At 60.1% G+C, this 24878-nt stretch carries 16 protein-coding genes, 4 tRNA genes and 1 riboswitch; of the genes, 4 read left to right on the top strand and 16 right to left on the bottom strand.

Going from position 1 to position 24878, the window contains the following annotated elements:
- The first annotated feature begins 88 nt into the window (after positions 1 to 88).
- Entirely contained in the window at positions 89 to 415 is a 327-nt protein-coding gene (locus M0746_RS04360) for an Arc family DNA-binding protein (protein ID WP_003178899.1), read from the top strand.
- Between the two features lie 117 nt (positions 416 to 532).
- Here M0746_RS04360 and mgtE read toward each other — a convergent pair whose 3' ends face one another.
- Positions 533 to 1975: a magnesium transporter gene (gene mgtE / locus M0746_RS04355; protein ID WP_090285386.1), complete on the bottom strand. Its 1443-nt coding sequence runs from the start codon at positions 1973 to 1975 to the stop codon at positions 533 to 535.
- A gap of 321 nt (positions 1976 to 2296) precedes the next feature.
- On the opposite strand from mgtE, the gene M0746_RS04350 reads away from it, so the two are divergent.
- Positions 2297 to 2812 (top strand): outer membrane protein assembly factor BamE, encoded by a 516-nt coding sequence (locus M0746_RS04350; RefSeq protein WP_258448321.1) that lies wholly within the window; start codon positions 2297 to 2299, stop codon positions 2810 to 2812.
- Positions 2813 to 2831: 19 nt separating this feature from the next.
- Here the strand turns inward: M0746_RS04350 and M0746_RS04345 are convergent.
- The 8 genes from M0746_RS04345 to ltaE all read right to left on the bottom strand — a co-directional run bounded on the left by M0746_RS04345 (position 2832) and on the right by ltaE (position 8942).
- Positions 2832 to 2908, bottom strand: a tRNA-Arg gene (locus M0746_RS04345).
- Between the two features lie 72 nt (positions 2909 to 2980).
- Positions 2981 to 3057 (bottom strand) — tRNA-Arg (locus tag M0746_RS04340).
- 71 nt (positions 3058 to 3128) lie between these two features.
- Positions 3129 to 3205 (bottom strand) — tRNA-Arg (locus M0746_RS04335).
- A gap of 107 nt (positions 3206 to 3312) precedes the next feature.
- Positions 3313 to 3403: transfer RNA gene (locus tag M0746_RS04330), tRNA-Ser, on the bottom strand.
- A gap of 62 nt (positions 3404 to 3465) precedes the next feature.
- Positions 3466 to 3654, bottom strand: a complete 189-nt coding sequence (gene csrA / locus M0746_RS04325; protein ID WP_002554426.1) for a carbon storage regulator CsrA — start codon at positions 3652 to 3654, stop codon at positions 3466 to 3468.
- A gap of 187 nt (positions 3655 to 3841) precedes the next feature.
- Positions 3842 to 5083, bottom strand: a complete 1242-nt coding sequence (locus M0746_RS04320) for an aspartate kinase (RefSeq protein ID WP_093099222.1) — start codon at positions 5081 to 5083, stop codon at positions 3842 to 3844.
- Positions 5084 to 5173: 90 nt separating this feature from the next.
- Positions 5174 to 7792 carry an alanine--tRNA ligase gene (gene alaS / locus M0746_RS04315; RefSeq protein WP_258448320.1) on the bottom strand — a complete coding sequence of 873 codons (2619 nt, stop codon included), beginning with the start codon at positions 7790 to 7792 and terminating at the stop codon, positions 5174 to 5176.
- Between the two features lie 145 nt (positions 7793 to 7937).
- Entirely contained in the window at positions 7938 to 8942 is a 1005-nt protein-coding gene (ltaE, locus tag M0746_RS04310) for a low-specificity L-threonine aldolase (RefSeq protein WP_258448319.1), read from the bottom strand.
- Positions 8943 to 9130: 188 nt separating this feature from the next.
- Positions 9131 to 9302: riboswitch (FMN riboswitch) on the top strand.
- A gap of 101 nt (positions 9303 to 9403) precedes the next feature.
- On the opposite strand from ltaE, the gene M0746_RS04305 reads away from it, so the two are divergent.
- A complete protein-coding gene (locus M0746_RS04305; RefSeq protein WP_208940124.1) occupies positions 9404 to 9913 on the top strand; it encodes a 6,7-dimethyl-8-ribityllumazine synthase in 510 nt (169 codons plus the stop codon).
- A 132-nt stretch (positions 9914 to 10045) separates the two neighbouring features.
- Here the strand turns inward: M0746_RS04305 and astE are convergent, their stop codons facing one another.
- The 7 genes from astE to M0746_RS04270 form a co-directional block, all read right to left on the bottom strand.
- A complete protein-coding gene (astE, locus tag M0746_RS04300; protein WP_258448318.1) occupies positions 10046 to 11056 on the bottom strand; it encodes a succinylglutamate desuccinylase in 1011 nt (336 codons plus the stop codon).
- A 12-nt stretch (positions 11057 to 11068) separates the two neighbouring features.
- Entirely contained in the window at positions 11069 to 11359 is a 291-nt protein-coding gene (locus M0746_RS04295; RefSeq protein WP_016773591.1) for a hypothetical protein, read from the bottom strand.
- Positions 11360 to 11416: 57 nt separating this feature from the next.
- Positions 11417 to 12763 (bottom strand): N-succinylarginine dihydrolase, encoded by a 1347-nt coding sequence (gene astB / locus M0746_RS04290; protein ID WP_258448317.1) that lies wholly within the window; start codon positions 12761 to 12763, stop codon positions 11417 to 11419.
- Positions 12764 to 12925: 162 nt separating this feature from the next.
- Complete coding sequence (astD, locus tag M0746_RS04285) at positions 12926 to 14392, bottom strand: succinylglutamate-semialdehyde dehydrogenase (RefSeq protein WP_258448316.1); 1467 nt, start codon at positions 14390 to 14392, stop codon at positions 12926 to 12928.
- Positions 14389 to 15417 carry an arginine N-succinyltransferase gene (gene astA / locus M0746_RS04280; protein WP_258448315.1) on the bottom strand — a complete coding sequence of 343 codons (1029 nt, stop codon included), beginning with the start codon at positions 15415 to 15417 and terminating at the stop codon, positions 14389 to 14391. The genes astD and astA overlap by 4 nt, the downstream gene beginning before the upstream one ends.
- 51 nt (positions 15418 to 15468) lie before the next feature.
- Positions 15469 to 16488 (bottom strand): arginine/ornithine succinyltransferase subunit alpha, encoded by a 1020-nt coding sequence (gene aruF, locus M0746_RS04275; RefSeq protein WP_064598807.1) that lies wholly within the window; start codon positions 16486 to 16488, stop codon positions 15469 to 15471.
- A gap of 204 nt (positions 16489 to 16692) precedes the next feature.
- On the bottom strand, positions 16693 to 17913 hold the full coding sequence (locus tag M0746_RS04270) for an aspartate aminotransferase family protein (RefSeq protein ID WP_258448314.1): 1221 nt from the start codon (positions 17911 to 17913) through the stop codon (positions 16693 to 16695).
- A 304-nt stretch (positions 17914 to 18217) separates the two neighbouring features.
- Between M0746_RS04270 and M0746_RS29145 the strand changes: the two genes are divergently transcribed.
- Positions 18218 to 21355 carry a dermonecrotic toxin domain-containing protein gene (locus tag M0746_RS29145; RefSeq protein ID WP_342454958.1) on the top strand — a complete coding sequence of 1046 codons (3138 nt, stop codon included), beginning with the start codon at positions 18218 to 18220 and terminating at the stop codon, positions 21353 to 21355.
- Positions 21356 to 24878 lie beyond the last annotated feature (3523 nt).

Below are 24878 nucleotides of genomic sequence, written 5' to 3'. Positions count from 1 at the left end.
GTTGAACCATTTGGCGCGGATGCTTGTCCTACCACACATCCTGCGGCCAATCCCGAGAACCGCTCCCCTGAACTAACCGGTTAAATATATGCGCCCATTGAAACAGGCAATTTATTCCAGCCGTACGGCTGACAAATTCGTCGTACGTCTGCCAGACGGAATGCGTGAACGCATTGCCGAGGTGGCTCGCAATCATCATCGCAGCATGAACTCCGAGATCATTGCGCGCCTTGAGCAGAGTCTTATTCAGGAAGGCGCACTGGGCGAAGAGCTGAGCATGCGCCTGGACAGCCCGGAATTGTCGCTGCACGAGCGCGAGCTGTTGCAACGCTTCCGTCAGTTGTCGCACCGTCAGCAGAACGCACTGGTTTCGCTGATTGCACACGATGCAGAAATGGCCGCAGACGCGTCCTGAGTAACACGAACATCTCAAGCCAGCTTTGATAGCTGGCTTTTTTTGCCCGAAATTAGCGCTTTGCAGGCAAAAAAAACCCGCCAGACACAGACAGGCGGGTTTTCTCAGCATTGAGACTTAAAGCAGGAAGATTGTCGCCAAGCCCAGAAAGATGAAGAATCCGCCGCTATCGGTCATGGCAGTGATCATCACACTGGCCCCCATCGCCGGATCCCGGCCCATCTTCGCCAGCGTCATCGGAATCAATACACCCATTAGCGCAGCCAAGAGCAGATTCAGCGTCATCGCGGCAGTCATTACCACGCCTAGCGACCAACTGCCGTAAAGCAGATAGGCCACTACACCGATTACCCCGCCCCAGACCAGGCCATTGATCAGACCTACTGCAAGCTCCTTGCGCATCAACCGCGACGTATTGCCGGTGCTGACCTGATCGAGCGCCATTGCGCGCACGATCATGGTGATCGTCTGATTACCGGAGTTGCCACCGATACCGGCGACAATCGGCATCAATGCCGCGAGCGCGACCAGCTTCTCGATCGAACCTTCGAACAGACCGATTACCCGCGATGCAACAAACGCCGTGATCAGGTTGACGGCCAGCCAAGCCCAACGGTTGCGCAGCGACTTCCAGACGGAAGCGAAGATATCTTCCTCTTCGCGCAAACCCGCCATGTTCAGAACTTCGCTTTCGCTCTCCTCACGAATCAGATCGACCATCTCGTCGATGGTCAGGCGACCGATCAGCTTGCCGTTCTTGTCGACCACCGGCGCCGAGATCAAGTCGTAACGCTCGAATGCTTGCGCCGCATCGTAGGCATCTTCATCCGGGTGAAAGCTGACCGGATCGCTGGCCATGACTTCGGCGACCTGCTTCTCCGGATCGTTGACCAGCAGACGCTTGATCGGCAGCACACCTTTGAGCACGCCATCGTAATCCACCACGAACAGCTTGTCGGTATGCCCGGGCAGTTCTTTCAGGCGACGCAGATAGCGCAGAACCACTTCGAGGCTGACATCCTCACGGATCGTCACCATCTCGAAGTCCATCAATGCACCGACCTGGTCCTCGTCGTAGGACAGGGCCGAGCGCACGCGCTCACGCTGCTGATTATCGAGGCTCTCCATCAGCTCATGGACGACGTCTCGCGGCAGCTCGGAAGCCAGGTCAGCGAGTTCGTCGGCATCCATGTCCTTGGCAGCCGCGAGTAGTTCGTGATCGTCCATGTCGGCGATCAGCGTTTCACGAACGGAATCGGATACTTCGAGCAGAATATCGCCGTCGCGGTCAGCCTTGACCAATTGCCAGAGCGTCAGACGATCGTCCAGCGGCAGGGCTTCGAGAATATAGGCGACGTCGGCGGAGTGCAGATCATCGAGCTTGCGTTGCAACTCGACGAGGTTCTGCCGGTGAACCAGGTTTTCGACGCGGTCGTGATGCGGACCTTCCTGACGATGGGTCAGGTCCTCGACGACGCGCTGGCGCTGCAGCAGCTCGACCACCTGAGCCAGGCGATCCTGCAGGCTTTCTTGAGTTTTCTTTACTTCGATTTCAGACATAGGCGAACTCCACTCCCAGCAGCGGGGCACGCCGGAAGGATCAATCAGTCAATTCATGATTGGTGAAACGGGGTACTGAGTAACTACTGGGTAAGTCCATGGAAGTTTTCCATAAGCCCCGGCGGGGCTGACGGGCGCAATGATACACCGCTTGACGGTTTAAAACGTTAAAAAATCACGGCCGAAACAAGCGCTTGCGAAACAATTCTGAGCGCCGTCCTGAACCCTGCAACTACGACGACTCATTCTGAAAAGAAAACACACCGGCAGCCGGAAATGCAGCGACTACCCTTGAAGAAAGATCGTCATGGAGGACATCGAATGCCGCTGAAAGCCCCTCATCTCTTACTCGTCAGTTTGCTCTGCCTGTCATCCAGCGCGACCGCTATTGCTCTTCATCGTTGCGAGGCCAGCGATGGCAGCGTCACTTTCACCTCTATGAGCTGTGCTCAGGGTGAGCAGCGCGCAATGCAGGAAGTACACCCCTACTCGCCCGGATCGGTCGTATTGCTACCGGAACACAACCACGAACGTATGACCGAACTGAAGGCCATGAGGCGCGAACCGGGCGTGATTGGTCATGCTGAAGACGAATGCGGAAATCTGATTGATAACCGGCAGCGGCGCGAAGCGATCATTGATCGGCGCGTCGTCGCCGGTATGAGCCAGCAGGACGTCGAAAGCGCGCTGGGCAAGCCAGACAAGGTAAGTATCAGAACGTCGACCACTCGCTACAGCTACAACTTCAAGCGAGGCCGCAGTGCTCAGATCGATTTTGACGAGAGAGGATGCGTGAAGGCAAAAGCCAAATCCCGGACAGCAAAAAGCCCGCGTTGAACGCGGGCTTTTTGGTATATGGTGCACTCGACAGGATTCGAACCTGTGACCGCTCGGTTCGTAGCCGAGTACTCTATCCAGCTGAGCTACGAGTGCAATTTGTGTTTTTAGCCCAGACCACAACTGGATGAAGCCAAGTTACCCGCATCGCTGCAACTAACTCTTAAATGGTGCACTCGACAGGATTCGAACCTGTGACCGCTCGGTTCGTAGCCGAGTACTCTATCCAGCTGAGCTACGAGTGCATTTGTGTTTTTAGACCAGCTCACATCTGGTTGAAGCCGAGTTATCTGCATCGCTGCAACTAACTCTTAAATGGTGCACTCGACAGGATTCGAACCTGTGACCGCTCGGTTCGTAGCCGAGTACTCTATCCAGCTGAGCTACGAGTGCATTTGTTGCGCCGCATTATAGCCCGTCTAATCTCTATTCCAACCACTTTTTCTAGTAAATTCAAACACTTACTGAAAAAGCCAGATTACAACGTACTAAGCAAATAATGGCGGAGAACGGGGGATTCGAACCCCCGACACCCTTGTGAGGTGTACTCCCTTAGCAGGGGAGGGCCTTCGGCCACTCGGCCAGCTCTCCGCAACACGGGGCGTATCTTAACCAACCTTTTCCCCGTTTGCAAACATAAAAATCGATAAAAATTAATGGCTTGGTTCTTCGTCCTTCTCTTTCTTTATACGCAGGTAAATTTCCTCACGGTGCACGGCAACCTCTTTCGGCGCGTTGACGCCGATGCGCACCTGGTTTCCTTTAACGCCGAGCACGGTCACGGTGATTTCGCCATCACCGATAATCAGGCTTTCTGCGCACCGACGAGTCAGAATCAGCATACCTTTCTCCTCACGCAATTCATTTCAGGGACAACAGTCTGCAAAAAAAAGGCACCCGACCTACAACCGGAGCGATCGTAGCCCTACATGCCTGAGTATTGACCAGCGCGAGCAAAAGAACAGTTCAGGGGCTCGCGCCATTCAAAAATAAAGGGCGCGGTCAGACCGCGCCCCTCAAGAAACGGAATTACTCGCCCTGGCGGGCCGGAGCATCCAGTTCGAAAGCCGTGTGCAGGGCGCGCACAGCCAATTCCAGGTACTTCTCTTCGATCACCACGGAAACCTTGATTTCCGACGTCGAGATCATCTGGATGTTGATGCTTTCCTTGGCCAGCGATTCGAACATGCGGCTGGCAACGCCTGCGTGGGAACGCATGCCGACGCCGACGATCGAGACCTTGGCAATCTTGGTGTCGCCAACCACTTCACGGGCACCGATCTCGCGAGCGGTGTTTTCCAGCACGGTCTGTGCGGCCTGGTAGTCGTTGCGGTGCACGGTGAAGGTGAAGTCGGTGGTGTTATCGTGCGCGACGTTCTGCACGATCATGTCGACTTCGATGTTCGCGGCACTGATCGGGCCGAGAATCTTGAACGCCACACCCGGGGTGTCTGGCACGCCACGGATGGTCAGCTTGGCTTCATCGCGGTTGAAAGCGATGCCGGAAATGATCGGCTGTTCCATGGTTTCCTCTTCATCGATAGTAATGAGGGTGCCCGGACCCTCCTTGAAGCTGTGCAGAACGCGCAGCGGAACGTTGTACTTGCCGGCGAACTCCACCGCTCGGATCTGCAACACCTTGGAACCGAGGCTGGCCATTTCCAGCATCTCTTCGAAGGTGATCTTGTCCAGACGCTGTGCAACCGGAACAACACGCGGGTCGGTGGTGTAAACACCGTCAACATCGGTGTAGATCTGACACTCGTCAGCCTTCAGCGCAGCTGCAAGCGCCACGCCAGTGGTATCGGAACCGCCACGACCGAGAGTGGTGATGTTGCCGTGCTCGTCGACGCCCTGGAAACCCGCGACCACGACTACGCGACCGGCTTTCAGGTCGCCACGAATCTTCTGGTCATCAATCTGCAAGATACGCGCTTTATTATGCGCACTGTCTGTCAGGATCCGCACCTGATTACCGGTGTACGACACCGCAGGCACACCGCGCTTGATCAGCGCCATGGCCAACAGGGCAATCGTCACCTGCTCACCGGTGGAAACGATCACGTCCAGTTCGCGCGGAACCGGTTGCGTCTCGCCACTGATTTGCTTGGCCAGATCGATCAGACGGTTGGTTTCGCCGCTCATTGCCGACAGCACGACCACCAGGTCATCGCCGGCATCACGGAATTTCTTAACCTTGTCGGCGACCTGCTCGATTCTCTCGACAGTGCCGACCGAGGTGCCTCCAAATTTCTGTACGATCAAAGCCATTTCAAAGCCGCCTCTGCCCATGAAGGGCGCCCAATAATCAATCGAACAGCCGCCCGGCGCGCCACTAGACTGCGCGCCGGGCGAACCGTCTTATAAACCCTGCTCGACGAATGGAACGGTCAGCGCCAATGCGCCATCCAGCGCGCCGGCGTCGACACCGCCGCCCTGCGCCATGTCCGGACGACCACCGCCCTTCCCGCCCACTGCCGCAGCAGCCTGCTTCATCAAATCACCGGCTTTGAGTTGGCCAGTCAGGTCCTTGGTTACGCCTGCAACCAGTACGACCTTTTCCTCATGGACACCGCCGAGCAGGATCACTGCGCGGCCGAGTTTGTTTTTCAGCTGATCGACCAGCGCCAGCAGCGCCTTGCCGTCCTGACCGTCCAGACGTGCGGCCAGAACCTTCACGTCCTTGACGTCCACTGCCGAGGCCGACAGATCGTCGCCCGCGGCACTGGCTGCCTTGGCCTGCAACTGCTCGAGTTGCTTTTCCAGCAGGCGGTTGCGTTCGAGCACAGCCGACAGCTTGTCGATCAGATTGTCACGGCTGCCCTTGACCAGGCTGGCCGCTTCCTTGAGTTGTTCTTCGGCAGCGTTCAGGTACGCCAGCGCCGCGGCACCGGTGACGGCTTCGATACGACGCACGCCCGAAGCCACACCGCCTTCGCTGATAATTTTCAGCAGACCGATGTCGCCGGTACGGTTGGCGTGTATACCGCCGCACAGCTCGACGGAGAAGTCGCCGCCCATGCTCAGCACGCGCACGCTGTCACCGTATTTTTCGCCGAACAGCGCCATGGCGCCTTTGTTCTTCGCGGTTTCGATGTCGGTTTCTTCGGTTTCAACCGCAGAGTTCTTGCGGATCTCGGCGTTGACGATGTCTTCGAGCTGCTTGATTTGCTCCGGCTTGATCGCCTCGAAGTGGCTGAAGTCGAAACGCAGGCGCTGACTATCAACCAACGAACCTTTCTGCTGCACGTGCTCACCCAGCACCTGACGCAATGCCGCGTGCAGCAAGTGAGTGGCCGAGTGGTTCAACGCGGTGGCATGACGCACTTGGGCGTCGACGTGAGTTTCCACCGGTGCACCAATGGTCAGGCTGCCGGACGCCAGCACGCCGTGATGCAGGAACGCACCGCCGGTCTTGGTAGTGTCGCGCACGTCGAAACGACTGCTGCCGGCCTGAATGAAACCGCAGTCGCCGATCTGGCCACCGGATTCAGCGTAGAACGGCGTCTGGTTGAGAACGATCACCGCCTCTTCGCCTTCGCTCAGCACGTCGACCGACTGACCATCCTTATAGATAGCCACGATTTTTGCCGAACCGCTGGTGGCGGCGTAACCGGTGAACTCGGTGGCGACGTCAACCTTGACCAGCGTGTTGTAGTCCAGACCGAACGAGCTGGCGGAACGCGCACGCACGCGCTGGGCTTCCATTTCACGCTCAAAACCGACTTCATCGACAGTCAGGCCGCGTTCGCGGGCGATGTCAGCGGTCAGGTCCATCGGGAAACCGTAGGTGTCGTACAGCTTGAACACCACGTCGCCCGGCACCACGGTGCCTTTGAGCTCGGCCAGATCCTGCTCGAGAATCTTCAGGCCGTGCTCCAGCGTCTTGGAGAACTGTTCTTCTTCAGCCTTGAGCACGCGCTCGATGTTGCTCTGCTGCTTCTTCAGTTCCGGGAACGCTTCGCCCATCTCGGCCACCAGCGCCGCGACGATCTTGTAGAAGAAGCTGCCGGTGGCGCCGAGCTTGTTGCCGTGACGGCAGGCGCGACGAATGATCCGGCGCAGCACGTAACCACGGCCTTCGTTGGACGGCAGCACGCCATCGGCAATCAGGAAACCGCAGGAACGGATGTGGTCGGACACCACTTTGAGCGAAGACTGATCACCGTTTTCGCAACCGATCGCTTCAGCCGAAGCCTTCAGCAGGTTCTTGAACAGGTCGATGTCGTAGTTGGAGTTGACGTGCTGCATCACCGCACTGATCCGCTCCAGGCCCATGCCGGTGTCGACCGACGGCGCTGGCAACGGATGCAACACGCCATCGGCGGTGCGGTTGAATTGCATGAACACGTTGTTCCAGATTTCGATGTAACGGTCGCCATCTTCTTCCGGCGAGCCCGGCGGGCCACCCCAGATGTGCTCGCCGTGATCGTAGAAAATCTCGGTGCACGGGCCGCACGGGCCGGTGTCACCCATGGTCCAGAAGTTGTCGGACGCGTACGGTGCGCCTTTGTTGTCGCCGATGCGGATCATGCGCTCGGCCGGCACGCCGATTTTTTGCGTCCAGATGTCATACGCTTCGTCGTCGGTGGCGTAGACGGTGACCCAGAGTTTTTCCTTCGGCAGCTTCAGCACGCCGGTCAGGAAGGTCCAGGCAAAGGTGATGGCGTCGTGCTTGAAGTAATCGCCGAAGCTGAAGTTACCGAGCATTTCGAAGAACGTGTGGTGACGGGCGGTATAACCGACGTTTTCCAGGTCACTGTTCTTGCCCCCGGCGCGCACGCACTTCTGGCTGCTGGTCGCACGGGTGTAGGCACGTTTTTCCTGGCCCAGGAAGCAGTCCTTGAACTGGTTCATCCCCGCGTTGGTGAACAGCAGGGTTGGGTCGTTGCCCGGAATCAAAGAGCTGGAGGCTACACGGGTGTGGCCTTGCTCTTCGAAGAAGCGAAGGAAGGCTTCACGGATTTCTGCGCTTTTCATTAGGTTCTTCCACGGAGGCTGCGGCCAAAGGCCTGTTCGAAACGTCAGAGACGAAGCGACGGCAAAGGGCCGCATTATATCGGCCCAGCGCGCGGGGTACAGCGTGTTTATACGATAGAAACGGTCAATTGGACGGCTAACGCTGTCACTTGCGTGAAAACTCGACGAATGTCGCGATCACTTGCTCGATTTGCGCGCGACTCACGTCCATGTGCGTGACCATGCGCAAACGCGCCGCGGCGCTGAGCTTGATCCCGCGCTCGGCCGCGAAGGCCTTGAGCGCCTCGGCCCTGTCGCCCATTTGCACATAAACCATGTTGGTTTGCACGGGTTCGACGACGAAACCGGCTTCGCGCAGACCATCGGCCAGCAATTGTGCGTTGGCGTGGTCGTCGGCCAGCCGTCCGACGTTGTGATCCAGCGCGTACAGCCCCGCCGCTGCCAGCACGCCGGCCTGGCGCATGCCGCCGCCGACCATTTTGCGCAAACGCCGGGCCTTGCCGATCAGTTGTTCTGAACCGCACAGCACAGAGCCGACCGGTGCACCGAGGCCTTTGGACAGGCACACCGACACCGAATCGAAATACTGAGTGATTTCCCGTGCATCGACACCGAGCTTGACCGCCGCGTTGTACAGGCGCGCGCCGTCCAGGTGCAATTGCAGGCCATGCTGCTGAGTGAAGCGTCGCGCCCGGGCCAGATATTCCAGTGGCAGCACTTTGCCTTGCATGGTGTTTTCCAGCGCCAGCAAGCGCGTGCGGGCAAAGTGAAAGTCGTCCGGTTTGATCGCTGCGGCGACCTGCTCCAGATCGAGCGAACCGTCCGCCTGCACCTCCAGCGGCTGCGGCTGAATCGAACCGAGCACGGCTGCACCACCGCCCTCGTATTTGTAGGTGTGCGCCTGCTGGCCGACGACGTATTCGTCGCCGCGTTCGCAGTGCGCCATCAACCCGAGCAGGTTGCTCATGGTCCCGGTCGGCACGAACAGCGCGGCTGCGAAACCGAGGCGACTGGCCAGTTCGGCTTGCAGACGGTTGACCGTCGGGTCTTCGCCGTACACGTCGTCACCGGTGTCCGCCGCCAGCATGGCGTCGAGCATGGCGGGAGTCGGTTGGGTGACGGTGTCGCTGCGAAGATCGATAACGCTCATGAACCTGGCCTCTGGTCAGCAGGGGAAATCCCTTTACGAAGTGGGATTACTGCGGTCATGGCGCGGATTAATTAAGCCTTGAACGAGGAAAATTCACTGCCTTGCTGAAAAAGCAGCATCCCACAGGGTCTGTGCACAGCTGGAAAATATGTGTTAAAAACGCTGCGCCGTCCGACAACGGGCGGCACAAACGTTCTCAGGGCGGGGTGCAATTCCCCACCGGCGGTAATTGCGCGCAATGCGCATAGCCCGCGAGCGCTTGGCGGCGAACACGGCAATGGCGGTGGTCGGCGGCAAGGTCAGCAGACCCGGTGTGATTCCGGGGCCGACGGTCATAGTCCGGATGAAGAGAGAACGGGATCAAAAGCCAAGGGCCGTCCGCGCGTCGTTGTGCGTGTGCGCACCCAGGCATCCCTTTCGATTCATAACGCCCTGTTTTTCACACAAACAGGAGTCAGAACATGCAACCCACCGCTATCGACAGCAAAAGCAAACACCCGCACGGCGAGCGCGTCGCGTTCATCCAAGCTTGCTGGCACAAGGAAATCGTCGACCAGAGCCGCAAAGGCTTCGTCGCCGAAATGCTTGCTCAGGGTTATCAGGAATCGGACATTGATTTCTTCGAAGTCGGCGGCGCCTTCGAAATGCCTCTGCACGCCAAGCTGCTGGCCAAGACCGGTCGTTATGCCGGCATCGTCGCTGCAGCCCTCGTCGTGGACGGCGGCATCTACCGTCATGAGTTCGTCGCCCAGTCAGTGGTCAGCGGCCTGATGCAGGTGCAACTGGAAACCGAAGTGCCAGTGTTCTCGGTATCGCTGACGCCGCATCACTTCCATTCTGGCGAAGAGCATCAGAAATTCTTCTTTGAGCACTTTGTGCACAAAGGCCAGGAAGCGGCGCGGACGTGTGCCGATACCCTGCGCAAAGTTCGCGCATTGCGTCGTACCGAGCCGCATGCGGTAGCGGTCTAAATTCGCCCGATCGTTCCCACGCTCTGCGTGGGAATGCTGCAACGGACGCTCCGCGTTTGGTTTTGGAAGGGACGCGGAGCGTCCCGGCTGCATTCCCACGCGGAGCGTGGGAACGATCACTCGGCGGCAATCTCAGGCGAGGTTTTCGTCGGTGGTCGGGACGATCAGGATGCCGGCGCGCAGGCCGTTCTTGACCTTCGGGTTGGGGAAGATGATCCGCGCGCCTGGCTCTTCGATGATCCAGCGGGTATTGGCCAGATCTTCGGCCAGCACATAACCCGGTTCCAACTCGGAAAAGTTTTCGATGTCCGCCGGCAGGTTCAGGCGGAACGCGTCGCTGTGCTTGATGATTTCCCGGGCGACGCTGAACAGCTGCAAACCGTCCAGACCCGCTTGCGCCATCTCCGGCTCGGTGCCTTCGATGATCTGCTTCAGGCGAGTTTCGAGCAGCGACACGTTGACGCCTTCGTTGTGTCCGAACGGCCGCGCCTTGCCCAGCTCCAGGGTGAAAGCCTCGGCATCGAGCTTGTCGTAGGTATAGGCACTGAACACGATCGACGGTTTGTTTTGCAGCAGCACGGCTTCCATCCCGGCTGCGCGCAGGCGCGCCAGTTCAAGGCGTGAATGCTGGCGCCCTTCCTTCCACGGATACAGCGCAAATTGTTCGATCTTCGAGCCGCGAATCGCCGTGTGCAGGTCGTAGTGCAAACGCTGGCGCTCGGGTTTGCTGAAGAAACTCGCCGCCAGGCGCTCCAGCTCACAGGCACGTAACGCTTCGCTGCCACTGCTTTGTTCATGCCGGCCGTTGAACAGCCGATTGACGTCCTGCTCGATGAAGCGCTCGCCTTTGCGCATCGCCTCGGGATTACCGAACAGGAAAAGAATGCGTGCGCGCGGCTTCAGATCGCCGCGAGCGATATCGTGCAGCAACCGGTCGAGCAACTCGATCGGTGCGGTTTCGTTGCCGTGGATGCCTGCCGACAGCAGCAGGTCCAGGCCATTGTCGCGCGCTTCCGGGGGCCGGACTTCCAGCGCCCCTTCGCTCAACCAGCGCATGCGCACGCCTTCGACAGTCAGTTGAGTCTTCTCCGCCGGTTCGCGGCCGGCGAGGGTCAGTTCAAGCAGTTTGCCGAGGGCGAGCATAGAGCGGTTTCCTTAGTGGTCGTGGTTGCAATCCGGGCCGTGTACGTGATCCTCGTCAGCGCCGAGGTCAGCCGGTTCCATTTCCAGCTGCAGACTTACCAGATTAGTCGCCAATGGGCGCAACAGCAGGTTGGCGTACTCTTCGTCACCTTCTTCGACGTCAACGCCGATCAGCAACTGGCCGCGGCCGTCCTGCTGGATCCACAGCTCTTTGCCTTGCCACATGACCGCGACGCGGGTGCACGAGGTTTGCAGTTGCGTGCCGTCGGTGTCTTCAAGGATCAGCTGCAGGGAATCGCTCATGTTTTTACTCTCTTGGGGTGACCTGCCGCGCGCCGCGTTCAAGCGGCACGCCAGCGATCAATTGATCTGGAAGGGATAAACCGCGCCCAGTTTAAGGATTTGCGTCAGTTCATCCAGTGCCGTCCGGCATTCAAGCAACAACTGCGGGTCCGCCAGATCGCTCTCGCTGAGGCGGTCGCGATAGTGCTTTTCAACCCATGCGGTCAACGAACCGTACAACGGTGGCGTCATGATAACCCCTGAGTTGACCGCCGCCAGTTCCGTTTCGTTGAGTGCGACGCGCAAGCGCAGGCACGCTGGGCCGCCGCCGTTCTGCATGCTCTGCTTGAGGTCGAAGACTTTCACTTCGCGAATCAGACCGCCGGAGCTGGTCAGGCTTTGCAGATACGCCCAGACGCGCTCGTTGGCCTGGCACTCTTGCGGCACGATCAGCAGCATCGAACCGTCAGGGCGCGACAGCAACTGGCTGTTGAACAAGTACGAGCGCACCGCGTCATCGACGGTGACCGCCGAACGCGGCACACACACCGACTGGAACTTGCCACCGACCTTGGCCAGTTTGCTTTCCAGCTCAGCGAGCATCTGTTCGGTCTCGAGGAACGCGTCCTCGTGATAGAACAGCACTTCGCCGTTGCCAACGGCGATCACGTCGTTATGGAACACGCCCTGATCGATCACATTGGGATTCTGCTGGGCGTAGACCACGCCGTCTTCGCGCAGACCGTGCAGACGCGCCACGGCTTGCGAGGCTTCGAGGGTCTGCCGCGCCGGGTACTTTTGCGGCGCCGGGTAACGGTTGTCGAACGCGCTACGGCCGAACACGAAGAACTCGACGCCCGCCTCGCCATATTCACGGCAGAAACGCGTGTGGTTGGCCGCGCCTTCGTCGCCGAACTGCGCCACCGCCGGCAATGCAGCGTGATGGGCGAAGTGCTGCTGATTGGCGAACATCGCGCCGAGCACGCGGCTGGTGGTCGGGTGCTCGATGCTGCGGTGGTATTTGCAGTTGAGGTTGGCGGCAGTGAAATGCACGCGACCGTCCGCAGTGTCAGCGCTCGGGCTGACCGTGGCGGCGTTGGCCACCCACATGCTCGACGCCGAGCAACTGGCGACCAGCAACGGCATAGCTTCTTTGGCGGCGCGCTCGATTACCTGCGCGTCAGTGCCGCTGAAACCCAGCCGGCGCAGTGCGGCCACGTCCGGACGTTCCTGCGGTGCCAGTACGCCCTGCTGGAAGCCCATTTCCATCAGCGCTTTCATTTTCGCCAGGCCTTGCAGCGCCGCTTCTTTGGGGCTGGAGGATTGCTGGCTGTTGCTTTGGGAGGCAACGTTGCCGTAGGACAGACCACCGTAGTTATGGGTCGGCCCCACTAGACCGTCAAAATTGACTTCGTAGGATTTCATCAGCGAGGCTCCACGTGAATCTGTTGTTATAGGCTTCAGTAACTATTCAGTGCGACCGCGGTGCGTTCATCGCTGGCAAGCCAGCTCCCACAGGATGGGTGGTGTTCACAGATTCTGTGGACGACCCGCCCCCTGTGGGAGCTGGCTTGCCAGCGATGGGCATCACGCCATTTTCACGCCGGGTGTCAGCGAGGCAGGCAACACCAGGCTCGGGGTTTCCAGCGACGCCACCGGGTACGCGCAGTAATCCGCCGCGTAGTAGGCGCTGGCGCGATGGTTACCCGACGCCCCGACACCGCCGAACGGTGCGCTGCTCGCGGCACCGGTCAGTTGTTTGTTCCAGTTGACGATGCCGGCGCGGCTTTCCAGCCAGAACTGCTGATAACGCGCTTCGGAATCCGACAGCAGGCCGGCGGCCAGACCGTAGGCGGTGTTGTTGGCCTCAACGATGGCAGCTTCGAAATCGACGTAGCGAATCACTTGCAGCAAAGGGCCGAACAGTTCTTCGTCCGGGCGCTCGGCCACTGCGGTGACGTCGACAATGCCTGGCGTCAGCAGTGCCGACTGCGCTTGCGGCTGAGTCATTGCCAGCAGCGACACGGCGCCGTTGGCCAGCAGATGTTCCTGTGCATCCATCAGCGCTTTTGCCGCGCCGAGGGAAACCACCGAGCCCATGAACGGCGCCGGCTGCTGATCGAACGCACCGACTTCGATGGTCGCACTGACTTCGACCAGACGCTTGAGCAGGCTGTCGCCCCACGCGCCTTGCGGCACCAGCAAACGCCGCGCGCAAGTGCAACGCTGGCCGGCAGAGATGAACGCCGACTGAATGATCGTGTAAACCGCGGCATCGAGATCGGCAACCTGATCGACCACCAGCGGATTGTTGCCGCCCATTTCCAGCGCCAGGATCTTGTCCGGACGTCCGGCGAATTGCTGGTGCAGATGGTTGCCGGTGCGGCTCGAACCGGTGAAGAACAGACCGTCGATCCCCGGGTTCGCCGCCAGGGCGATGCCGGTTTCCCGCGCGCCTTGCAGCAGGTTCAACACACCGGCCGGCAGGCCGGCTTCGATCCAGCACTTGACCGTCAGCTCGGCGACTTTCGGCGTCAGTTCGCTGGGCTTGAACAGCACGCTGTTACCGGCCAGCAGCGCCGGCACGATATGGCCGTTGGGCAAGTGGCCGGGGAAGTTGTAAGGGCCGAACACCGCGACCACCCCGTGCGGCTTGTGGCGCAATACGGCGGTGGCGTCGCCCAGCGGGCCGCTCTTCTCGCCGGTACGCTCACGGTAGCTCTGCACCGAGATGGCAATCTTGTTGACCATGCTGGTGACTTCGGTCGCGGCTTCCCACAATGGCTTGCCGGTTTCTTCACCGATGGTACGGGCCAGTTCGTCAGAATGGTTTTTCAGCGCGGCAGCGAAAGCCTCAAGCACGCTGATGCGTTCGTCCAGCGAACGCCGCGCCCAGCCTGGAAATGCCTGACGTGCGGCCTGCACGGCGGATTCGACCTGAGCCGTCGTGGCGCCCTCGCCCGACCACAAAACTTGCTGGGTCACCGGGTTCAGCGATTGAAAGGCTTCGCCCTGACCGGCCAGCCACTCACCTGCGATGTATAGCGAATTCATTGTTTCGACTCCCGTGCAGCGGACAACGCCACGGCGCGAACCTGATCGCCGGCGCTGAGTTGAAGACGTTTGGCGGTCTGCGGATCGACCACCAGCGTGCCGGCGGCCAGACGCGCAGGCGCCGCGGTGATGCGGCAGTCTTCGCGTTTGCGGTTATGGATGATGAACGGCGTGGCGTCGTCGCCCGGCGTACCAACGGCCAGCACCAGCGCTTCGCTGTCGCGCACTGCGCGGATCTTGCCGGTTTCGCATTCGATCGCCGGGCCGGCGTCGAAGATATCGACGTAACCCTGATAGCTGAAACCTTCGCTCTTGAGCATCGCCAGCGCCGGCTCGGTGTCCGGGTGGACCTGGCCGATGACGTTGCGCGCGTCCGGCGAAAGGAAGCAGGTGTACAGCGGGAATTTCGGCATCAGTTCAGCAATGAACGCCTTGTTGCCGACACCGGTCAGGTAATCGGCCTGGCTGAATTCCATCTTGAAGAAGTGCCGGCCCAGGCTTTCCCAGAACGGCGAGCGCCCGGCGTCATCGGATACACCGCGCATCTCGGCGATGATCTTGTTGCCGAACAGCTCCGGGAACTCGGCGATGAACAGCATGCGCGCCTTGGACAGCATGCGGCCGTTCAGACCGCTGCGGTAATCGGCGTGCAGGAACAGCGAGCACAGCTCGGAGTTGCCGGTCAGGTCGTTGGCCAGGAACAGCGTCGGAATCTCGCGATAGATGTTCAATTCCTGCGAGGCGCTGACGGTCAGGCCGACACGGAAGTTGTACCAAGGCTCGCGCAGACCGACCGCGCCAGCGATGGCGGAAATCCCCACCACGCGGCCGTTGTCGTCTTCAAGCACGAACAGGTAGTCCGCATCGCCACGGCCGGCTTCACCGCGAAAGGTCTTCTCGGCCCAGCCGACCCGATGGGCCAGACGTTCTTCGTTGGCCGGCAAAGTGGTGAGGCCGGTGCCGGTGCTGCGGGCCAGATCGATCAGCGCGGGTAAATCGCTGCTGCGTACGGGACGAACAATCATGCTATCTCCTCAAACGGGCCGCTTGCGCCACCCGTGAAACTCGCTAAGGCGTTAAACCGCCACCAGGCGCACACTGGCACCTTCACCGACGCCCAGGGCTTCGGCCGCTTCCAGATCCAGAGTCACCGGTTTGCCCGGCGCGTAATCCAGCTCCAGCAGCACCGCGCGGTAATCCTGCAACTGTGCGTTGGCCACCAGATATTGGCGTCCGGCACCTTTGACCGGCTCGCCGAGTTTCACCGGCACCACACGGCTCTGCGCGATCGAGCGGATCCCGGAAACGCGCGCATGCAGGGTCGGACCACCGTCGAAGATGTCGATGTAGTGATCGGTCTCGAAGCCTTCGCGCATCAGGATGTCGAACGTGATCTGTGCCCGCGGGTGCACCTGGCCCATCGCTTCTTGCGCGGAATCCGGCAGCAACGGCACGTAGATCGGGTAATGCGGCATCAGCTCGGCGAGGAACGTGCGGCTTTTCAGCCCGCACAGGCGTTCGGCTTCGGCGTAGTTGAGGTCGAAGAAGTTGCGCCCGATCGCATCCCAGAACGGCGAGTCACCGTTTTCATCGCTGTAACCGACGATCTCGGTCACCACCGAATCGGCGAAACGCTCCGGGTGACTGGCGACGAACAATAGACGACCGCGGGAATTGAGCTCGGCCCAGGGCGATCCGACCAGTTCGCGTTGCACGTAGAAACTGGTCAGCAAGCTGTTGCCGGTCAGGTCGTGGCACTGCGAGAGCACGTGGATCTTGTTATGGATCTTCAGCTCGCGCGAGGCGTGGACGAAAGTCTCGTTGCGGAAGCTGTAGAACGGCTCCGAATAACCGGCCGAAGCGACAATCGCCGAACAACCGACCAGCTTGCCGGTGGCGGTGTCTTCGAGGACGAAGAAATAGCTTTCCTCACCGTTGAAGCTCACTTCGGCGGCAAACGACGCTTCGCTCGCGGCGATCTTGTCGCTCAGACGTTCCACGTCATCCGGCAAGGAAGTGACACCAATCGGGCTGTCCGCAGCCAGACGCTGTACCTCGCCCAGATCAGCCATTTGCGCGGGGCGCATCACCAGCATGGTGTCACTCCTTTTCTCTTCAAAAAAATCACAGAAAGAACACCGGACCTTGTAGGAGTGAGCCTGCTCGCGATAGCGGTGTATCAGTCGACATTGATGTGTCTGATACACCGCGATCGCGAGCAGGCTCACTCCTGAAGTTGAACGTGCCCGGTATCAAAATTTTGATCGACGCCTGAAAAACTTCAGGCATCGATGGGTCCATCAGGCTTGCGTCAGTGCGGCAGCGGCGCGTTCGAAGCGGTCCAGACCGGCATCGATATCGGCGTCTTCCACCACCAGGCTCGGGGCGAAACGGATCACGTCCGGGCCGGCCTGGAGAATCATCAGGCCTTCTTTTTCAGCGGCGTTGAAGATGTCCTTGGCCTTGCCTTTCCACGCGTCGTTGAGCACGCAGCCGATCAGCAGACCGAGGCCACGCACCTGGGTGAACAGGCCGTATTTCGCACCGATCTGCTCCAGACGCGACTTGAACTTGTCGTGCTTGGCGTTCACACCGCTCAACACTTCTGGCGTGTTGACCACATCGATCACCGCTTCCGCCACCGCACAGGCCAGCGGGTTGCCGCCGTAAGTGGTGCCGTGCGTACCGACCACCAGATGCTTGGCCAGCGCTTCGGTGGTGAGCATCGCCGCGATCGGGAAACCGCCGCCCAGGCTCTTGGCGCTGGTGAGGATGTCCGGGGTCACGCCGTAATGCTGGTAGGCAAACAGCTTGCCGCTGCGGCCCATGCCGGTCTGCACTTCGTCAAACACCAGCAGCGCGCTGTGCGCATCGCACAATTCACGGGCGCCTTGCAGGTAAGCCAGTTCAGCCGGCAGCACGCCGCCCTCGCCCTGAATCGGTTCGAGCACGACCGCGCAAGTCTTGTCGGACACCGCCGCTTTCAGCGCGGCCAGATCATTGTAGGGAACGTGGGTGATACCGGTGATTTTCGGGCCGAAACCGTCGGAGTACTTCGACTGGCCACCGACGTTGACGGTGAACAGGGTACGGCCGTGGAAGCTGTTCAGCGCGGCGATGATTTCGTACTTCTCGCTGCCGAAACGGTCGAACGCGACGCGACGGGCCAGCTTGAACGCGGCCTCGTTGGCTTCGGCGCCGGAGTTGCAGAAGAATGCGCGCTCGGCGAATGTCGCGTCGATCAGCTTGTGCGCCAGGCGCAGGGCCGGTTCGTTGGTGAACACGTTGGACACATGCCAGAGCTTGTTGGCCTGCTCGGTCAAGGCACCGACCAGCGCCGGGTGCGCGTGGCCCAATACGTTGACGGCAATCCCGCCGGCGAAGTCGATCAGCTCGCGGCCGGCCTGATCCCAGACCCGGGAACCGGCGCCACGCACCGGAATGAAAGCGGCAGGCGCGTAGTTGGGAACCATTACCTGGTCGAAATCGGCGCGTTGTACCGCAGCGTGCTCAACGGACATCGGAGTCTCCTGAAAAGGAACACTCGCCGGAAACTGGCGAGCGATTGGGGGGATTGTAAGGACAGTTTTGTGCCCGGCCTTGCCGCCAAGCGACAACTTCTTATAGCGCAAACCCCGGATTTTCCCGGGTTTACGGCAATGCGACATATAGCGTCGCAAAGGCGCAGTTTACCGGGCGCGGCCGATTTGCGGCAGGCCGCGCAGAATACCAACTCAGCCTCGCCCCAGAGATATAAATATGTACCGCACGAAGGGCGCGGCCTGCTGGTTTGCTGGGGGTTCTTAATGACGCCAAGGAATGGCCATGCATTTGTCTCAAGGACACCCATCCGCAACCCCCAATGCCACCCATGACGCGCAACACGCGGACGCACATTACCAACCGCTCAAGGATGCGCTTCCCCAGTGGCTGGGCAACACCTCAGCCACACGGCGCGAAGCGCTGAAGAACAGCGCCCCGCTGCTGCCTGAAACGCTCAAGTCAGCACCTGCCGACCAGCACGCACTGATGAAAACGCTCACGGGGGCGCACATCGACGCGCAAAGCCAGGCCGATAAAGCCCTGGAGCATCTGCAGGACGCCGCCGCCTTCGCCGAGCCCTTGCTCAAGGCCGAGCTCAAGAGTTGTTTCGACCTGGAGCTGGATGTCAGAAACACCTATGTGCGCCTGTACATTCCGGCGACTACGCCGCTGTTTCCGATCAAGACCGGCGCACGCGTCTGGAGCGTTTCCTTGCTGGAGGCGGCGCTGCATAACTTCGAAGACCGGGAAACGCGAGACAACGCCTTCGAAGCCGAATCGACCTTCACCACGGCGCCGACGCCGACCGGGCAGTTCGACACCTTGCCTGCCGTCCAGTCCCGAATGAGCATTCCCGCCTTCACCCAACTGTGCCGGCGGCTGGACATCGGGGCGAAGTACACAGCCAGCCTGGAGGAAAATCTCGGTTACTCCGATCCGATGGTCGCTACCGTGTTGCGCAGCAAACTGGACGCCAGCCAGAAAACTGCAATGAAAGCGGCCCTGCAGTGGGCGCGAATGAACCGTGACGTGTCGGAGAATGCCGTGCGTCTGGTCGAGGCCATGCTCGATGGCATGAAAGGCCTCTACGTACACGGCGCACCCTTGCTCTGCCATGACGTGAGCATGCTTTGCGCGCCGCTGACCGGCATCGTCGTGTTCGCCCCGGACCTGTACCTGTCGCGAAACAATGCGCGAGTCGTGGCGTATGTGCCGGATGACCCGGAACATCCGTTCAAGGAGTATGCCTCGCCGCTGGAAATGATCATTGAACTGACGCGCCAGCTGCGCTCGAAGGATTACCAGCGTTTCTTCAGCCGTTTCGTCAATCACGAGCAACGCGGGTTCTTCTTCAGCACCCTCAACAGCCGCCTCAGCGAGATCAAGTGGCACCCGCATGAACCCGGCGACTCCCGGCCGGCGTGGCGCGAAACACCGGTGGAGCGGCCCGATCTGCAGACGGCCCTGGTGCCCTTTCATGACGACGTCTTGCAACACCTTCATCAGGCGAAACTGAACAAGATCTTCAACGACGCCCGAACCATTGCCGTGCCCACCGCCATCGTCGATCAAAAGGCGCGGTGGGCGTTCTGGGACTCGGTGGTCGACATCCTTTCCACCATCGCCCAGACCGCCGCATTGATCGTCGCGCCGTTTGTGCCGGTGCTGGGCGAAGCGATGATGGCGTACATGGCATATCAGATGCTCGACGAAGTGTTCGAGGGCATCGTCGAATGGGGTCAGGGGCGTAACACCGAAGCGTTCGGGCATTTGATGGGCACCGTTGAATCGATGATCCAGTTGGGCATGTTTGCCGTGGGCGGCGCGATTGCATCGGGCGAGTTTCGCAAGGTCTTGCCCAAGGAAGTGGTGGCGTTCATTGATCGCTTCAAACCGGTGAAGCTGGCAAACGGTAAAACCCGTTACTGGGAGCCTGACCTGCAGCGCTACGAACATCCGGCACCGCCACCTGCGGATTCGCAGCCGAATGAACGGGGCCTGCACGCACATCAGGGCAAGCAACTGCTGCCGCTCGACAAGGCGCATTTTTCGGTAGTCGAACATGAGGTGCCCGGTCAGTACCGTATCGAGCACCCGACCCGTCCCGACGCCTACCAACCGGTGCTGCGGCACAACGGCGACAGTGCGTGGCACACCGAACTCGAACAACCCATGCAATGGGACGGCGAAACCGCACTGCGGCGGACCGACCCGACACTGGAGGCTTTTACTCCAGCAGAGCGTGAAACCATTCTTCAGGTCAGCGGCAGCAGCGGAGATGCCTTGCGCAAGATGCATGTCGATCAGGAGAAAACTCCGCCGCTGCTGGCCGACAGCATTCAGCGCTTCAAGATCGATCGGCAGTTGCAGCGGTTTATCGATCAGCTCGACAGCGACACAGCTGATGATTTCCTGCAAGCCGACCAGGTGACGCAATTGCAATTGCTCAGCGAACAAGGCCGCTGGCCGAGTAACCAGCGCCTGCGCCTGCTGGATCGCAGCGGTGATTTGCTCTGGCAGTCCAGCGCCGACGAGAGCCTGCCATTGACGGAATTACAGCAGGACCGCTTGATCGGCAGCGACTTGCTCAAGACCTTGCTGACCACACTCGACGAAACGCAAATCAAGGCGCTGCTCGCCGAACCCTTCACTGCGCAGCCCCCACTGGACGTCCGCAGCCAGACCTTGCGCAAGCAATTGGCCGGCCTGGCGAAAGCCAACCGCAGCGCGCTGTTCGAATCCCGTTATCAACTGTCGCAGCAGCTCGACGACCCGCTGGCGCAACAGCTCAAGGCTCACCACCCAGACCTGCCCGCAAGCGTCACCCGCGAACTGCTCGACACCGCCACCGGAAGCGAACTGCTGCAGATCAACGACGGACAACTGCCCCCGCGCCAACAGGAATTGATGCAGCTGGCCAGTCAGGAAGTGCGCGTGTCCCGTGCCTATGAAGGGCTTGAACTTGGCTCAGTGAATAATCCCGACTCCGACTCGCTGGCGCTGCACAGCCTCAAATTGCTGCCGGGCTGGAGCGGCGATGTACAGATCGAAATCCGCGACGGTCGCTACGAAGGCCCGGTCGTCGACAGCATCGGTAGCGAGGACGCGGCCGAAAAAAAGGTTCTGGTGAGGAGCGATGACCAGCGCTATCAAGCCTTCGATGATCGCGGCCAGGAGTTGCATTCGCTCAGCGATTTCTACTCCAGCGTGTTGTACGCGCTGCCCGACAGTGAGCGCGCCAGCCTCAACATCGGCATTGGCCAGGGCAGATGCTCAAAGGCGCCATTCGCGAACGCACGCTGGAGCGCGACGAGTTGCGAGTGGTGCTGCATCAAACGCCCATCAAGCCACCCGTTCTGGACACGTTACGGCTGTTGGGCAGCGATGGTTATCCCCGGATCGATCGCGTTGAAAGTCTGAATAACCCTGCGCGCGTTTACGAGCAGGATATCCGCGCGCTCTACCCGAGGATGACCGAACAGCAAGTCCGCGCCCTGGCGGAAAACCTGCGTGCCAGCCCGGCCGGCCCGCATGTGGAAATTCAACGACTGCAGAATGATTACCTGCAACTGCAAAACGATCTGCACATCTGGGCCAACGATCCGCCCGCCAGGCATCCCGATACCGGCGCTGCGCTGACCGCGCTGCAAAAGCGCGTCGAAATCCAGAACCGCCGCTTGCTCAGGGAAGAAATCCTCAAGGGCTGGCGCCGCGAATACCCGACCGCGATCAATCAATACGGCATGGCCACCGGTCACGTCTTGCAGCTTGTCCACCCGATCATTGGCGACTTGCCGACGCTGTCGGCCGACCTCAGCCATATCACCGCGCTGATCCTGGATGGCAGCGCCACGCCCGGCTCTCTGGAAGGCTTTCTTCAGCACTTTCCTCAATTGCAGATGCTCGATGCACACAACCTGAAATTGCCGGGGCTGCCGCAGGTACTGACCTCGATGCCATCGCTGCGCGAACTGCGAATGCGCAAATGCGGGCTCAGCCTGACGATCACCACGCAATCGGTGCTGGCGTCCATGCCACAGCTGACCATTCTCGATCTGCAAGGCAACGCCTTGGGTTTACCGCCCGATCTGCACACGATGCCTTCGCTGCGTTACGTCAATTTGTCCAACACCGGCATTCACAGCCTGCCGGACGACCTGCTCAATCATCCGCGCCTGATTTCCGGCCAGTTCGACGGCAATCGCATGACCGCCGTGCCCGAAGCCTTCTTCCGATTGCCGCCTTCGCTGAGTGATGGTTTCACCTTTGCCGACAACCCGCTGACGCCTGCCGCACGCGAACGCGTGAAGCGCTTCCATGACGCTACCGGCAGGCATTTCGGCATTCGCCCGGAACGTGAGGACCTGCAGCGCACCACTACATTGTTTCCAGCGCTCGGCGAGGAGCAAGCCACTGCCCTGCTGTACCGTTTACCCGGAACCCTGGTGGAGGGCCGTGCGCAGTTGAACCTCTGGGAAACCGAACTCAATCAGTTGAAGCTGGAACTCAGCCAATGGATCAATCAGGCCGCCACGTCTCATCCTGAAACGGGTGAACGCCTGCCTCACGCTGAGCAGAGGCGTGAACTCGACGCCCGACGCGCCTTCGCGCAGCAACTTGAGCGCTTCTGGCGTAGCCGCGATCAATTCACCCGCAGTGGAGAATTTGAAGCGACGGCCGGGTTCAGCGGCGACATGCCTGTGCTCAGCGCCAATTTCGAGCATGTCTTGCGCCTCAAACTGACCGGCAATGCCGATATTTCGGCGAGCTTGCCTTTTGTGGATTCCTTCCCGAATCTGGTCTCGCTGAGCCTCAATGGCTTTGATCTGAGCACTGACTCCCTTCCCGGGAGGAATTTGCCTCAGCTGACCGACCTGAAGCTGAAGAACTGCGGCGTGGTGATGACGCCCGAACATCAGGCCGAACTGGTTTCGCTGAACGCTTTGCAGACGCTGAATCTGAGTGACAATCCCCTGGGGACTTTCCCCGATCTGAACCTGTTGCCTGCGCTCACGTTCATCGACCTGTCCAACAGCGGACTCACCGTTGCTCCGCCAGGTCTGGCCAGCCATCCGCAACTGCGCACTGCGGTATTGACCGGCAATCGCCTTACACAGCTGCCCGACGCGCTATTCGAGCTGCCTGCAGAACGCACTGATGGCCTGTATTTTTCCGACAATCCGCTATCGAGCGAAACACGCGACAAAATCAAAACCTACTTCCGCACCTATCAACAGGATTTTGAGGTCAGGGCCGCGGAGCAGGACGTCAGCCTGACCCGGCAATTGTTCCCGGAGCTGGATGAGCAAGAGGCCAGCGACCTGATCTATGACTTGCCGGGCAATCTGGCCACCGGTCGCGCACAACTGCTGCGCTGGCAAGCGGAGCTGGCGCAGATGCAGCTCGACCTCGACCGCTGGGTATTGCAAACCCCGTCTACAGATTCGGCCACGGGGCGTGCGCTGACCGACAATGAGCGCGCTCGCCAGCGCTCGGCACGATCGACGTTCAAGCAAGACCTGGAGACGTTCTGGCGCCAGACCTCCAGCGAGACCGGCCAGCGCAGCCTGTCCTTTACCGCAGACCTGCCGTTCGTTGGCCAGTTGCCTCGCCTGAGCGTCGACTTCAGTCATGTCGCAAGCCTGAAACTGACCGGCAACGCAGCGATCGATGGCATCGGCGAGTTCGTGGCGTTGTTTCCCGAACTCCACACCTTGCAAATGAAGGATTTCGCGCTGAACGAAATACCCGCCTTCATCGGCCAACTGCGCAATCTCAAGAAGCTGCGCCTGGACAACTGCGCGATAAGCCACACCTCAGCGGGCTATGACGTGCTGAAGTCGCTGCGCACGCTTACGCGTCTGGATCTGATCAACAACCCGTTGACCGTGGCCCCCGATCTGCAGACGCTTCCAGCAGTGCAGGATGTCTTTCTGCTCAATAGCGGTCTGACAGCCGTGCCTGAGGGCATCGTTGGGCACCCGACACTGCAGACGGTGCACCTCAACAACAACCACATCAGTGAGTTGCCGGAGGCACTTTTCAGCCTCACACCCAATCGTGCAGACGGTGTGCGTCTGGCTGGCAATCCGCTTTCTGTGGCGGCTCGCGAGCGCATCAAGACTTACTACGCCCAACATCACCGCAACTTCGGCATCATGCCCGCGGCGAACGATGTCGCGAGGGCGCGCAGAGTGTTCCCGCACCTGACCGACCACATGGCCGGCGACATGATCTATCGCCTCCCCGGCACCTTGCAGGCAGGTAGTTCGCAATTGATGAACTGGGAAACTGAAATCACCCGGTTGCTCAGCGACCTTACGGCGTGGCAGGAGCGCGTACCAAGTCATGATCCGACGTCAGGCCAGCTATGGAATGCCGAGCAGCGCGCCGCACAGCTTGAGGCGCGATCCCGGTTCAAGGAAGACCTCGAAGGACTCTGGCGCGGCAGTCGCGTCGATGTGCCGGATCTACGTGCGGAAATATTCAAAGCCAAGGCTGCGTTTGCTGGTGAATTGCCCGAGCTCAGCGCTGACTTCAGCCAGATAACCCACCTGGAAATTCAAGGCAATCCACACTTGATGGTTCCCGATGGCTTTCTCGATTGCTTCACTGGCCTGGAAGGTCTCGAGTTGCCCGGGTTCGCCCTGGGCCGAATCCCGCGAGCGCTCGAAAGCATGCCAGCGCTTGAAACGCTAATGATGAGCCGGTGCAACATCACCCTCGACGCGGCCGGGCAATCCACCCTGTCGACACTGAGCCGCCTGACGTCGCTGGATCTGTTCAATAATCCACTGGGCCAGACGCCCGATGCCTCGGCACTGGTGAATCTGGCGTTCATCGACCTGATCCGTACAGGCATCGACCGTGTTCCCGCCGGGCTGGACCAACTCCCGCACCTGCAAACGGCGTTGCTGAGCGACAACAACATCATCGAATTGCC

The organism is Pseudomonas sp. S11P7 (genome assembly GCF_023195435.1).
In the GTDB taxonomy this organism is placed as follows: Bacteria; Pseudomonadota; Gammaproteobacteria; order Pseudomonadales; family Pseudomonadaceae; genus Aquipseudomonas; species Aquipseudomonas fluorescens_G.
The sequence above is the reverse complement of the archived record's forward strand: the minus strand, read 5'-3'. Positions and strand labels throughout refer to the sequence as shown.